The 13798-nt window shown below is 48.9% G+C and carries 14 protein-coding genes; 6 read left to right on the forward strand and 8 right to left on the reverse strand.

Annotated features, from left to right (window positions below):
- Positions 1-173 precede the first annotated feature (173 nt).
- The 5 genes from K331_RS0103495 to K331_RS0103515 all read right to left on the reverse strand — a co-directional run bounded on the left by K331_RS0103495 (position 174) and on the right by K331_RS0103515 (position 5550).
- On the reverse strand, positions 174-1481 hold the full coding sequence (locus tag K331_RS0103495; protein ID WP_028589202.1) for a PTS sugar transporter subunit IIC: 1308 nt from the start codon (positions 1479-1481) through the stop codon (positions 174-176).
- Between the two features lie 78 nt (positions 1482-1559).
- On the reverse strand, positions 1560-1880 hold the full coding sequence (locus tag K331_RS0103500; RefSeq protein WP_028589203.1) for a PTS sugar transporter subunit IIB: 321 nt from the start codon (positions 1878-1880) through the stop codon (positions 1560-1562).
- Between the two features lie 23 nt (positions 1881-1903).
- Positions 1904-2251 (reverse strand): PTS lactose/cellobiose transporter subunit IIA, encoded by a 348-nt coding sequence (locus K331_RS0103505; RefSeq protein WP_028589204.1) that lies wholly within the window; start codon positions 2249-2251, stop codon positions 1904-1906.
- Between the two features lie 223 nt (positions 2252-2474).
- Positions 2475-4427 carry a BglG family transcription antiterminator gene (locus K331_RS0103510; protein WP_028589205.1) on the reverse strand — a complete coding sequence of 651 codons (1953 nt, stop codon included), beginning with the start codon at positions 4425-4427 and terminating at the stop codon, positions 2475-2477.
- 61 nt (positions 4428-4488) lie between these two features.
- On the reverse strand, positions 4489-5550 hold the full coding sequence (locus K331_RS0103515; protein ID WP_028589206.1) for a LacI family DNA-binding transcriptional regulator: 1062 nt from the start codon (positions 5548-5550) through the stop codon (positions 4489-4491).
- A gap of 406 nt (positions 5551-5956) precedes the next feature.
- Here K331_RS0103515 and K331_RS0103520 point away from each other — a divergent pair, with 406 nt between their 5' ends.
- From K331_RS0103520 to glpK, 4 genes are read left to right on the forward strand one after another with little or no spacing between them, the layout of a single operon-like run.
- Positions 5957-7420, forward strand: coding sequence for an L-fucose/L-arabinose isomerase family protein (locus K331_RS0103520; protein ID WP_028589207.1), 1464 nt, complete (start codon positions 5957-5959; stop codon positions 7418-7420).
- A 47-nt stretch (positions 7421-7467) separates the two neighbouring features.
- Positions 7468-8313, forward strand: coding sequence for a transketolase (locus K331_RS0103525; RefSeq protein ID WP_028589208.1), 846 nt, complete (start codon positions 7468-7470; stop codon positions 8311-8313).
- Between the two features lie 2 nt (positions 8314-8315).
- Positions 8316-9251, forward strand: a complete 936-nt coding sequence (locus K331_RS0103530; RefSeq protein WP_028589209.1) for a transketolase family protein — start codon at positions 8316-8318, stop codon at positions 9249-9251.
- Positions 9252-9265: 14 nt separating this feature from the next.
- Positions 9266-10798 (forward strand): glycerol kinase GlpK, encoded by a 1533-nt coding sequence (glpK, locus tag K331_RS0103535; protein ID WP_028589210.1) that lies wholly within the window; start codon positions 9266-9268, stop codon positions 10796-10798.
- Positions 10799-11104: 306 nt separating this feature from the next.
- Here glpK and K331_RS0103540 read toward each other — a convergent pair whose 3' ends face one another.
- Entirely contained in the window at positions 11105-11428 is a 324-nt protein-coding gene (locus tag K331_RS0103540) for an MGMT family protein (RefSeq protein ID WP_028589211.1), read from the reverse strand.
- A gap of 244 nt (positions 11429-11672) precedes the next feature.
- Here K331_RS0103540 and K331_RS0103545 point away from each other — a divergent pair, with 244 nt between their 5' ends.
- On the forward strand, positions 11673-11981 hold the full coding sequence (locus K331_RS0103545; RefSeq protein WP_028589212.1) for a hypothetical protein: 309 nt from the start codon (positions 11673-11675) through the stop codon (positions 11979-11981).
- 173 nt (positions 11982-12154) lie between these two features.
- Here the strand turns inward: K331_RS0103545 and K331_RS0103550 are convergent, their stop codons facing one another.
- Entirely contained in the window at positions 12155-12394 is a 240-nt protein-coding gene (locus tag K331_RS0103550; RefSeq protein WP_028589213.1) for a hypothetical protein, read from the reverse strand.
- A gap of 272 nt (positions 12395-12666) precedes the next feature.
- On the opposite strand from K331_RS0103550, the gene K331_RS0103555 reads away from it, so the two are divergent.
- Complete coding sequence (locus K331_RS0103555; protein WP_028589214.1) at positions 12667-13146, forward strand: C40 family peptidase; 480 nt, start codon at positions 12667-12669, stop codon at positions 13144-13146.
- An 89-nt stretch (positions 13147-13235) separates the two neighbouring features.
- Here K331_RS0103555 and K331_RS0103560 read toward each other — a convergent pair whose 3' ends face one another.
- Positions 13236-13697 (reverse strand): hypothetical protein, encoded by a 462-nt coding sequence (locus K331_RS0103560; RefSeq protein WP_028589215.1) that lies wholly within the window; start codon positions 13695-13697, stop codon positions 13236-13238.
- Positions 13698-13798 lie beyond the last annotated feature (101 nt).

The following is a 13798-nucleotide window of genomic DNA, read 5'->3' on the forward strand; positions in this document are numbered from 1 at the left end:
CCCTTTCTGAACCTCAACCACACAATAGGTCAGGTTCACTTCGTTAAACGGGTGAATCTGTATTCCATTTCATTCATGCAGATTCCCATCTTCTTATGATATCTCCTGGATGTATCTGAATGAAAGTCTTCATTATATAGACTCCCGATCATTCCGAAATTCCGAGCACCGCATCAGGCGTTGCTTAATGCTGCATTCGTCGCACCAGACTGCCCTTCTGCTGATTTCTCTTTTTCAGCCGCCAGTTCTTTACCCAGCATTTGTTTATCCAGCATTTTGAAGAACGGATAGTAGATGAGCATGCACAATGGAATGAGCAGCAGTTGAATGACACCCAGCATCCAGCTTCCCTGTAGAACACCCACTACGAATACCGGAGTTCCAAAGACCGGAACAATACCGATTGCTTGTGGTAGAATGTTAGTTGCCATCAGAACATAACCAATAACTGCACAGATAATCGGTGACGCAATAAATGGAATCGCCAGAATGGGATTCATCACGATGGGAATACCGAACAGAATCGGCTCATGGATACCGAAAAATGAACCCGGAAAGCCCAGCTTACCAATCGTTCTAAGCTGCTTGCTCTTGGCGCGGAAAGCGAGCAGAAATGCCAGACCGATCATCGGGGCATAGTTGGCAAAAATGAACCAGAAAGCTTTTCCGATAATGTTGGGCAGAGGCTCCCCTGTTTCAAAAGCACTAAGGTTAGCCAGATCTAGACTCAGCCAGATCGGGTTCATAATAGCCAGAATAACAATAGCACCATGAATACCGAACATCCACAATCCCTGCATGACTAGCAGCACCAGAATCATGGCTGGCAATGTTCCGCCTAATCCCTGTAACGGAAGCTGTAGATAGGAATAGATCAAGCTGTGAACGGTTTCAAATGAGGTCTGCTTGAAGATACCAGCAATGATCATGAACAGCACGCTGATCAGAATGGCTGGAATCAGCCCTGAGAAGGTCTTTACCACCGTCGGTGGGACACCTTCGGGCATTTTAATAGTCCAGTTTTTGTCTAGAATCCAGATGTAGAGCCTTGACGCAATAATGGCTACAAACATCGCTACGAACAATCCTTGTGCTCCCAGCCATTGCAGCGGAAGAGCTCTTACAGAATCAAAGGACTGTACCGGTGTAAGAATTAAAAATGAGGCTAATGCCGTCGCTGCCGGGAGCAACGGGTCCTTATCAAAGTCCTGAGCCAGTCGATAAGCAATGAAAAAGACCGCATACAAGGATATGAGTCCCAGCGTCATCGTAGACGGAATCCCCAGTATGCTCTTCACAGGGGCAATCAGATTCTGATAAGGCTCCCACGCCAAGGAAGTAAATAAGGTAGAAAAGGCACCTATAATCAAAAAGGGCAGCGTGGACATGAGACCGTTCGAGATCGCGCTAATATATCGGTTGCGTTGAATACTCCCCGCGATTCTCTGTAGCTTGTGTGTAATTTGTGTTGTGTTTGACATTTCGTTCAACTCCTGATTAAGACTTATGTCAAATTATGAATTCAAGGGATATCCTCACTACTGGACATCTCCACTTTTCTACTGCCTTTGCATATCCTCCAGCAGATTCAAGGCATCTACCAGCACCTTTTCCCCATTCATCATGCCGTAATCGACTGTATTAATCACTTGTACCTTAATGCCTTTAGGCTCGTATTTCGTCTTGAAATCCTGCTCCAGATAACCAACCTGTGGTCCGATCAGCAGTACATCCGTCTTGTCAGCGTATTCCTTGAAGGTGCTCTCGGAGGTGGCTCTAATCTCAGCGGCGATCCCTTTCTCCGTAGCGGCTTTCACCATTTTCTGAACCAGCATACTTGTAGACATTCCCGCAGCACACACTAATGTAATTTGTTTCATGATCATATTCCTCCTCTGAATGGTTAGGATTGTGTATTGGTGTTCAATGTTGATGCTTCGTAGCGTTCCATTCTGTTGTACAAATCCACAATATGTCCCGCCAGATCCTTGGTCGTAATAGCCGACATCAGATGATCCTGAGCATGTACCATCAGAAGTGTGATCTCATGGACTGCCCCTCCTGCTTCCTGCTGAATCAGCTTGGTCTGTAATTTATGCGCCTTGACCAGCTCGCTCTTGCATTCCTCCAACAGTCCGAGTGCCAAGTCCCCACTCCCTCTCTGGGCAAGTTGGATGGCCTCCATTGCTTTGCTCTTCGCCACACCTGCATTCGTGATCATTCCCATAATAATTTCCTGGTACTCTTCCATGTCCATTCACCTCTGCGTAAATACTATATCTATTGGTTATAGGCTTAGTGTAAAGCATACCTTTCTACAACTACACCCATTCATTTTCCTCTACTAGCGGAAATGCTTTCATTGTTGCTGTAACAGCATTGTAATCGCATTCAATAATAAGCTCTGAAGTCCTACACCAACCCCTATGGCGCAGATGATACTGTGCAGAGCCGCTTGTCCTTCTCCTTGCCTATCAGTGAAGCTTGTGTCTCACAAGAATCTGGGCAAATTCGTCATAGGTCTGGCAACTCAATAACTGCTGGATCATGCGTGAGTCATCCGTCAGGCGGATAAGCTGCTCATACATTCTCGCCGGGGGCTCACTTCCTCCTTGCTGAATGCTGAGCAGGCATACGAACTGGACAGGCTTCCCTCCCCAATCCATGGGCTGCTTCAATGTACAGATCGCCCATACCGTCTGCGTGCTTTGTGGGATAATCGGATGCGGGATGGCAACAAGGTTACCGTAAGCCGTTGACGCGGCATGTTCCCGTTCCAGAACCAGACCTGTAAAGCCCGTCGCGGAACGGATCAGGCCCCTCTCAACCATTTTCTGCCCTAAAAAAGCAATAATCTCATCTCGCTGCGTGAAATCTTCCTGCAAAAATACCAATTCCTTCATCAGGTATGGAAGGTCGGGCTCGGCCTCTCCTGCAAGCGCTTGCTCAATCTTCGCCAAATCTCCGCCTCCCAATAACGTCTGCACCACAATGACCGGGACGGACAATACATCGGGAATAGGAATGGTGCTGATCAGAAAATCAATCCCATCCAAGGATATGTTTTTAAGCTTATAGTATTCTGTAGTACCGACGATCTCCAGCCTGGACCCGAATTGGCTCCGCAGCTTGTAAAACAGCAGACGAGCGCTGCCAACACCCGAGGTACACACGATTAGACATTTTTGACAACGTGCAGCATCCATTCGCTGACGTTCTATAGCCGCACCGATGTGTAAGGCCAGGTACCCCATCTCTGCCTCAGGAATGACCAGATTCAATTTGCTTTCAATCAATTTGGCCGAGATGACTCCGGCCTGAAAGGCCAAGGGATAGTTGCTTTTGACATGCTCAAGCATTGGATTGCGAATCTTCATGCCGTATCTCACCCGGTTGAGTGCCGGTTTCAAATGAAGACAAATCCCCATGAGCAGCTCAGGGTCTCCGCTGATCTTTAGCTGCAGATCCTTGTCGATCTCGCTCAATAGCTCCTGAGCCAGCTCATATATACTGCGATCCAGAAGCTTCTCAGGACCTAACTCCTCCAACTGCTGCTCCGATATGCTGGCGAACCACTTGGTTCCTGCCAAATGCATCGCTATATAGGCAATCTCATCCTCTGGAAAGCTCACCTTCATCTCCGCCTCAATCAAGGCAATAATCTGTTCCGCTGCTGCGAATTCCTCGGTATGTCGGAAATCCTTGATCTCTTCGGTCAAGATACCGACCCTGTTCCCATGGCGAATTCGTTGGCAGGCAATTGCAATATGAACGGCTAGATTGTTAAAGGCCACGTCAGACATGACGATTCCATTCAATTGGATCTGATTCAATATAATGCTTCGAATCAACGCCATCTCACGGGGAGCTACCATCATAGAGCTCTGATTCTCTCCCCTGGAACTCTCATCATGATTGCGGTTGACGATAAATTCCGACAGACAAAAGCGCAGGTGAACCTCACTGCCTGTAAGCTTAATGCCGTAATTTGGACGTTTACCTACCTCTATTTTGTAATCATGCAGCACACGCTTGACCTCTTTCAGATCATTTTGCAGGGTTGATTTGCTAATGAACAGTTCATCTGCCAGTTCCTCAAGCTTGAGGTAATCATCCGCAAGCAGCAGACGCTGAATCAGATACCGCTGTCTGTACTCTGGAGAATTGGAATTATCCGGCTCGTTATTCATGAACAACTGCTGGAGAAGGGTGCGGAAGCTGTGATCATTGGTAATCTCCAGAGCATAACCTCTCGATCTTACCGATCGGATCGAAGCACCATATTTGATGAGAAATTCATCCAACTCTCTAATATCGCTGCGAATCGTGCGAGACGTAACCTGTATCAATTTGGCCAGATGCTCGCTTCTGACCGGGGCATCCGCTGCCAACAAATGCTGCAGGATCGAGATCATACGGGTATTCATATGCTACGGCCTCCTGTTGTTGATGTATACGGTCTTGCTGTGTCACCCCAAGGTAAGCCGTTCAATGCTTATATGACACTGGAGCAGCACAGGACTTGCGTTCGACGAAATGCGTATCCACAGTAATCTTGGCCGTAACCCGTCTACCATGCTCAATAAATTCGCTAAGCAGATCAACAGCCAATGCCGCCATTCTTTCCTTCTCGACATGGATCGTCGTAAGCTCGGGGCTCACAATCAAGGATTCGTTAATATTATCAAAGCCTATCACTGACGTGTCTTCAGGCACACGTATCCCCAGCTCTCCGAGTGTCTTCATCGCACTGATCGCTATATAATCACATTCGCAGAACCAGGCTGTGGGTAGCGTATAACCTTTGTCCAGATAAGCTGTCAATTGCTGCTTGAGGGCATCCTGTGAAGTAAGTATGGTGGGTGCTACGGCCAAGATTCGCTCTTCCGGGATGTCTATTCCACGTTCCTGCAGAGCAAGCATGAATCCACGCCGACGTTCATTGAAGTTATGAATTCGCACATTTGAGGCGATATACCCAATTGAGGTATGGCCAATATTACACAAGTATGCCCCGGCCTGATAGGCACCCATGACATTATTGATCTCAATAAACTGAACAGGCAACGTCTCGAAGCATGTATCCAGCACAATCAGATTCGGGAGCTTCTCATGGATATCATGAATTTGCGCACGTGTCAGATTCGTGCCGAGCACAATGACTCCATCACTTCGTTTCTCCTCTCTTATGACCTGCGTATCTCGCTCGAAGAATTCCACATCTATGGTCGAGAACATCAGAGAATACCCATTCTGGCGGCAACGCTCCTCTACAAAATGAATAAGCTCCTTAAAAAAAGGCTGCTGATAATATTGCTCCAGCACAATTCCCGAATTCGTGCAAACCAGAAACATTAGTGAGCGCTCCACCTTCACTGCCGCCACTGCCGCGGCGCCGGTCGTTCTACTTCTCGGAACGTATCCTACCTCTTCAGCAACCTGGAGAATGCGCGCTCGTGTGTCAGATCCGATCCCCGACTTGCCACTGAAGGCCAGAGATACCGCGGATTTAGACACATTCGCCAGTCTGGCAACGTCCTCCATCTTCATCTCTTCTACTCTCCAATCCGAGCATTACGGAACTACTGCCTGTATAGAATCCGCAACGTATTCTGCTGGCTATAAATAAGAAATTTATCTATAGAGAAACCACCGCTAGATGTTCTGTAGCAGGCTAGATGTTCTACCGCAGATTAGTTTAGTTGTGAGGTTTAGTATAAACAACGCCCTATAGTTTAGTCAAATAAATGATATTTTAGCTATAAACAATACTAAAATATAAATTGACAACGTTTTTATACGATGTTAAGATGACCTCGTAATTAATAAACAACATTTAAGTTTAGTTGTGTTTAGTTTATGGAGTCGTTATTTGCATCTTTTGTTTACGTCATTTCACTGCGTTATTTGACTCATTCATTCAATCATTCATCTATTCAATGTAAGGAGACCTTGTATGAAAAAGCTAAAGCTAGGTTACGCGCCCACTAGACGCTTTACGTTTAGTGCAGAGGATGCCTTCCGCTACAAAGTGGAAATTCGCAAGCAAATTGAGAGCTTTGGGATGGACATCGACATCGTGGATTTGGAGGGACTGAACGAAGAAGGTCTTCTCTATGATGATCACATCAACGCGGATCTCATTGCCAAGCGCTTCAAGGAAGAAGAGGTTGACGCTGTATTTTTCCCGCATTGCAACTTCGGAACAGAAGATACTGTTGCTCGGGTAGCCAAGGCACTGGGCAAGCCAACTCTACTCTGGGGACCACGCGATGAAGCTCCCCTGGCAGATGGCATGCGCCTGCGGGATACGCAATGCGGTATATTTGCGACAGGTAAGGTACTGCGTCGCTTTAACGTACCTTTTACCTATGTGACTAATAGCTGGGTGCATGATCCGGTGTTTGAACGTGGCTTCACGAATTTCGTGGCTGCAGCCAATGTAGTTCGCCAATTCAAGAGCCTGCGCATTTTGCAGATCGGGCCTCGTCCAGCTTCCTTCTGGACGATGATCTGTAATGAAGGCGAGCTGCTGGAGCGCTTCGGCATCGAGATCCATCCAATCACCCTCGTGGATATCCAGCTAAGAAGCAAGAAGATTGCTGCAAGTAATAGCAGTGAGCTGCTAGAGACCATAGATTTTATCAAAGAGAAGCTGGACTACAGTGAGGTGACCGAGGATGATGTGCGACGTATTGCTGCCCTGAAGGTAGCGATGAAATCCTTTGCCCGCGAGACAGGCAGCAGCGCCATTGCTATTCAATGCTGGTCGTCCCTTCAGGATGCACTCTCCATCATGCCTTGCCTTGCCAATGCCATTCTGACGGATGAACAGATTCCAGTGACCTGCGAGACAGACATTCACGGGGCGATCACCTCCATCATGATGCAAGCAGCCACGATGAACGAGGCTCCTACCTTTTTCGCCGATATTACCGTCCGTCATCCCGAGAACGAGAATGGTGAGCTATTATTCCATTGCGGCAATTTCCCGGTATCGCTGTCCGTCGAGAACAAGCCCAAGCTGCGCAAGCACTTTCTGTTTGATGACCATGCTCCAGGCACACATGAGGGTGAGATCAAGGGAGGCAACATGACGATTGCCCGTTTTGACGGAGATCATGGTGAATATTCCATGTTTTTGGGACGTGCGCGTGGGATTGAGGGTCCATACACCCGCGGCTCTTATGTATGGGTTGAAGTCAATGATTGGCCACTATGGGAGGAGAAGCTAGTTAAGGGACCGTATGTGCATCATTCTGTAGGCGTGCATGCCAATGTTATTCCTGCCATCTATGAAGCCTGCAATTATATTCCCGGTCTTACACCTGACCCCGTTGACCCTACCGAGCAGGAGATTCAACGCTGGCTCAGAGGCTCTGATCTGACTGTCAAGCAGCCAAGCAAGCTATCGTTGTGATGCGATAACAAGCCCTAACAGAATTCATTAACTTCAAGGAGGATTCTATGAATATCCGAGAATTGAAAGTAAAAGCTGCCCAGATTCGGATGGACCTGCTGACCATTATTCATCGTGCCAAAACAGGACATACCGGAGGCTCGCTAAGCAATACTGATATTCTGACGGCCCTTTATTACGACATTATGAATATTGATCCTAGCAACCCCGGCTGGGAGGAGCGCGACCGTTTCATTGCCAGCAAGGGTCATTCCGTTGAATCGCTGTGGTGTATTCTGGCTGACCTTGGCTTCTTCCCCAAAGAAGAGCTGACAACGTATAGTCAGTTCGGCACCCGCCTCATTGGACACCCGAACAATAAGGTGCCTGGGATTGAGATGAATACTGGTGCTCTGGGGCACGGACTTCCCATCTCGGTGGGCATGGCGCTCGCAGCCAAGCGGGATGGACGTTCTTACCGCGTGTTCTGTCTCATGGGTGATGGCGAGCAGGCTGAAGGCTCGAACTGGGAAGCTGCTATGGCGGGAGCGCACTACAAGCTGGATAATTTGGTCGGAATTATTGATCGCAATCGCCTGCAGATCAGCGGCTCCACTGAGGATGTCATGGGACTTGAGCCATTGGAGGACAAATGGACCGCCTTTGGCTGGAACGTCGTATCCATTGACGGCAATGACATGGAGGCACTCCTTCAAGCCTTCCGTGCCATCCCGGAGACAGTCGGTAAGCCTACGCTGGTCATGGCTAATACCGTGAAGGGCAAGGGCGTCTCCTTTGCTGAGAATGTACCTGCATGGCATCATCATGTGCCTGATGACGAGCAGCTAGAGCGTGCACTGACAGAACTGAAGGCAAGCATTGCAGAGCTCACAGAGGAAGGACAGGTGCGATAATCATGAATACAATTCCCAATCGTCAAGTGATCTGCAATACATTGATGGAACTCGCTCAAGAGGATCGTGATATTGTCGTGCTGGCAAGTGACTCGCGCGGTTCAGCTGCTATGGCGCCATTCGCGAATGCATATCCAGAGCAGTTCGTAGAGGTTGGCATCGCGGAGCAAAACATCGTCGGTATGTCTGCGGGTCTTGCCCATAGTGGCAAGAAACCCTTCGTAACCTCCCCTGCCTGCTTCCTCAGCATGCGTAGCATCGAGCAAATCAAGGTGGATGTTGCATATTCTGGTACGAACGTGAAGCTGATCGGAATCAGCGGCGGAGTCAGCTATGGTGCTCTGGGGATGTCCCATCATTCTGTACAGGATCTTGCGGTAGCACGTGCCATCCCGGGTCTTGCTGTTGTTATTCCGGCGGACCGTCATGAGACGAAGAAAATGACTGAGGCACTCGTACAGCATAATGGCGGTGTATACGTCCGAATTGGACGTAATCCCGTAGAGGATGTCTACGCTTCGGACGATTATCCGTTCGAGATCGGTAAGGCAGTTACGATGAAGGATGGTTCGGACGTGACGATTATCGGCGTTGGCGAGACGGTTCGGGTAGCTTTGGATGCTGCTGAGGAGCTGGCAAAAGAAGGCGTCTCCTGCCGCGTAATCAACATGCATACCATCAAACCGCTGGATGAGCAAGCCATTATCGCCGCAGCCAAGGAGACGGGTCATATCATTACCGTGGAGGAGCACAGCATTTTTGGTGGACTTGGGGCAGCTGTAGCTGAAGTTGTCGTCCAACATCACCCTGTTCCCATGAAAGTGATCGGCATTCCGGATGAGCCTGCCATTGCCGGGAAAACAGCCGAGGTTTTTCAGCACTATGGCATTAGCAGCGAGAATCTCACACAAGTTGCACTCCAACTGATTAACAAGTAAAGGGCAGACGATCTATGGAACTTCATTCTAAGTATATACTGGCGATTGACCAGAGTACGTCCGGAACCAAAACCCTGCTCGTAGATCAACAGGGTGCCGTAATAGCCAAGTGCTCCATTGAGCATAAGCAGCATTACCCCCAGCCCGGCTGGGTAGAGCATGACCCCATCGAGATCTATAATCATGTCAGATACACAGTGGCCGAGGTCCTCAAATCAGCTGAAATAGCAGCAGAAGCCCTCGCAGCAGTCACAATTACGAATCAACGCGAGACAGCACTCATCTGGGATAAAGTAACAGGCTTACCCATATATAATGCTATTGTGTGGCAGTGTCAGCGAACCATTGACACCTGCTCCCACTTGAAGGAGGCTGGACACGAACCCACGGTTCGCGCCAAGACAGGGCTCATGCTTGATCCGTATTTCTCCGCAGCCAAGTTCGAGTGGATTCTCAGTCATGTCGAGGGTGCAGCCGATCGTTTGGCAGAAGGTAGACTGCTAGCCGGGACCATAGACAGCTGGTTGATCTGGAAGCTAACCCAGGGGGCTGTTCATGCTACGGATTATTCCAATGCAAGCCGAACCTCATTGTTCAATATCCATACGTTGACATGGGATGAGGAGCTCTCCTCCCTGTTCGGTGTACCACTCTCCCTACTGCCGGAGGTCAAAGCCTCCGACGAGGTCTACGGATATACAGCAGAAGGCGAGTTATTTAATCATGCCGTTCCCATATCAGGGGTCATTGGCGATTCACAAGGCGCCCTGTTCGGACATCAATGTCTGGAGAGCGGAACGGGCAAGGCTACCTATGGCACTGGCACCTCGGTCCTCATGAATGTCGGGCTACAGCCAGTGAACGGCGGTGAGGGCATAGTTACGACCATTGCCTGGGGAGCTGGTGGAAAGGTTACGTATGCCTTGGAAGCCGTCATCCGTACGACAGGGGACAGCATCAAATGGATCCGTGACAATATGGGACTGTTCTCTACTTTCGAGGAAATGCAGCAGCTCATCGACAACATCGCAGATAATGAAGGCGTATATATGGTGCCGGCGTTTGTTGGCATGGGGGCACCTTATTGGGACCCTTACGCTAGAGCCGCCATTGTCGGTATGAATCGCGGCACGGAGAAGGGCCACATTATGAGAGCCGCTCTAGAGAGCATTGCTTATCAGGTAAAGGATGCGGTAGATTTCATTCAGCAGCAATCCGGCATTGTACTGCGTCGTCTTCGGACGGACGGCGGCGCCTCCTCCAACAACTGGCTAATGCAATTCCAGACTGATATGTTGGGAGCAACAGTCAATCGCTCTACCTGTGCAGAATTATCTGCCATGGGCTCTGTGTATCTTGGTGGATTAGGTACGGGGTACTGGAATGCTATATCAGACTTACCCCAGCAGAGCGTTGAGTACCAATCCTATGAACCGTCCATGAGCATCAGTGAGCGCGACCGCCATTATGCGGGCTGGCAGCAGGCTGTCCATTCTGTTCTTGGCATCGACAAGAGTGAGGACCGTGCCACTCCGGCATCCTCATAGGCTGTTCACTGTGAATTGAGCATATGAAAGATCAATCTAACTAGTACCTTGACCAGATCAAATGTGAGTGTAGAGCCGCTGCAAGCGGGGAGCCCTGTCGACCTCTGTTAAGCTTGCTGTTCTTTTGAACGAAATGGAAAAGCCTGAAATTAGATTCGGTCAAGCTACTAGTATACTGTATATGCAATTTAAACAAGGCGAAGAAAAGGACAAACGGCTACAGCCTGTGTGCCTTCTCTTCGCCTATGGGTGCTCCAGCCTTTTTCGATACTTAGCCTTTTTTTACTTGTCAGCGTTGACGCTGTATCATGATTCATCCAGCTCCGTGCCATCATAGAGATACCGCTCCAGATTGACCTTTCGTTCTCCCATCAGCTCGATGCCTTCACTCTCCAGAAGCAGACGCTGCAGGGATAGAGCTTCATCCTCCTGCAGGCCCAGCTCCCCCTTGCTGTTGATGACCCGGTGCCAAGGCAGGCCGTATTTGCTGCTCATGGAATGCAGAATACGCACGACCTGTCTCGCTGCTCGTGGGCTTCCGGCCAAACGTGCAATCTGACCGTAGGTCATGACCTTGCCTTCGGGAATCCGTCCAATGATTCGAATGACATCCTCGGTAAATTTTGTCATCATCATTACCTCTCTTACTTCTATGTCTTCGTTGTTACCTCTCCTACTTCTTCGTGATCACTGTTACCTCTCCTACTTCTATTCTTCTTTCTGCTTCCAGCTTTCTTCAATTTCATTCTTTCCGCTTTGATCGCCACTATGTTTTCTGTGCCTAGCTACTCTGTCGTATTTTTATGTATCAAGTACCCGGACAGGGGACAGATGCATACAATGTGAGAGCCCAATCAATAAGAGGAGTGATCATATGTCTTTCCTTCCCCCATCAGGCCCTCCGGGATCATCCATGCTGCCCCAAGGCACGCAGGCACCTACCTCGGCGCCGCCATCCTTCACACCACCCAGACCGCTTACCAGCCTGTATGCGGTAGATCCGGGCGGGATTGCTGGCTGCCTGTTCAGATTCACGTTTGTCTGGCTTGAGAATGGCCAACGTTTTTGGTTTTACCCGGTATTTGTCGGTCCTACATCCATAGCCGGATTCAGATGGACGGGACGCAACTGGTTCTACTTCGGCATTGATCTGCGAAGAGTCGAAGCGTTCAGCTGTTATTGATTCCGTTACCGCTCGGGTACGACAAGCCGCCTTGAGTCATAGTCTCGCCCTGATCAAATCGGACCTCACAAGAGAGCAAAACAAGAAACCGGTGACAGGTTATACCGCTGCACCAGTTCTCTTGTTTATGCTCATTTTATCATATGGACATGCTCCAGGTAGAGGATTAAATACTAGTCCCGCCCAGCTTCTAATGGCTCTTCTGCTTGTTCCTTGGAATAGAGTGCAAGCTCGGCATAGCTTTCCATCCCTGTATGAACCTCCGTAACGATATAAGTACGACGCGTCAGATGTGACATCAGCTTATCGCCAGGGCTCACCGAATATTCCTCACGATAGTCTCCCATTTTATGAAATCCACACGACATGCGCAAGTACAGCAAGCCCTTCCGGGTATGGCCATTTACTGTCATAGGTACCCCTCCTGTATTCCCCTGATGTCATAGTCCTATTGCATGAATGTTTGCCGTCATCTGCTGGACTACCTGAAAAACGGGTTTAGTATGAAATACCTATATTATCGGTTGAATAGCGAAATTCGTTAATTGAGAAGCATAAGTAACAAAAAAGTTACATTTTATTTACAACTCACCCATCAATCCACTAAGGTAGCCCACTTCCCGATCATGGTATCGTAATCCTTAGCAAGTGCTAAATCCCATCAATGGAAAAAGGATGTGTTATCATGAAGAAAATGGCTATAGCATCTACGCTGGCTCTTTCAATGATTTTTACGGGAGCCTCCATGTCCATTGCAGGACAAGCCTCCGCTCAGGAAGTCTATGCCACCAATGGTCACAAAATTGTAAACACCGCCAAGGCATACCAGGGCAAAGTAAAATACAAATTCGGCGTACGAGATGCAGGTCGTCTCATTTTTGACTGCTCTTCATTCACCCAATTCGTATTTAAGCAAAATGGCATTAATATCCCTTGGGGCTCCAAAGCCCAGACGAGATTCGGTACACCAGTAGCGAGCAAGGCCCATCTGGCTGTAGGGGATCTGGTCATGTTTAGCGTGAGCAAGCCTGGTCAAATTAATCATGTAGGCATATACATAGGGAACGGTCAGTTCATCGGCAATTCTCCTGGCAAGGGCGTTGTGGTCTCCAGCATTCACACAGGCTATTGGGGCAGCCGCTACATTACAGCACGCCACTACTAAGCCTACGTTATGCCCCCTGCCATAACGTTATATCCACATACAGGACAAGACCCGGGAAGGTACACGATAGTGCCCTCCGGGTCTTGTCTTTACTCATTCATCGTGAATCGCTCTGCACAGTGCTCTATCCATCGGCAAAACGAGCGATTATGGCCCAGGAAGAAGGAGGACAGATCATACCTTCCCCGGCCTGGTTCATAAGTGACAAGCAAACGTCGTCTCATCATCCCCATAGCCAGCTGTACGAATCTCTCCGCTCTGTCATCAGCATACAATGTCACATAGGCATACAAGGAATGCTCCTCCGGCTCATCCAAGGGACTTACCCCTGCACACGAAAATTCTGTACGCACCCTCTTCTCTCGCAGCAGAGATAGGCTCTTATGTAGCTCCGCGTCCACCTCCACTCCTGCAAGGAGCATGGTCTGCTTGGGGTGGAGTACAATCTTCGGTCGTTCCAGCCACAGTGCGAGCTCCTGTCTTCGCCTGCTCCATAGCGCTCCTGACTGCTTACTAATTAATATCTCCTCATCCGATCGTTCCTGAAGCATAAGCGGCTTCCTTCCTTAGTTATGGTGACAGCCATTACTTTCATTTCCGTGGCATAATTATTCTATAAATTATCTTTAGATTCCAGGTCCCAAGTATCCAT

This window comes from Paenibacillus massiliensis subsp. panacisoli DSM 21345, from assembly GCF_000426545.1.
Classification (GTDB): domain Bacteria; phylum Bacillota; class Bacilli; order Paenibacillales; family Paenibacillaceae; genus Paenibacillus; species Paenibacillus panacisoli.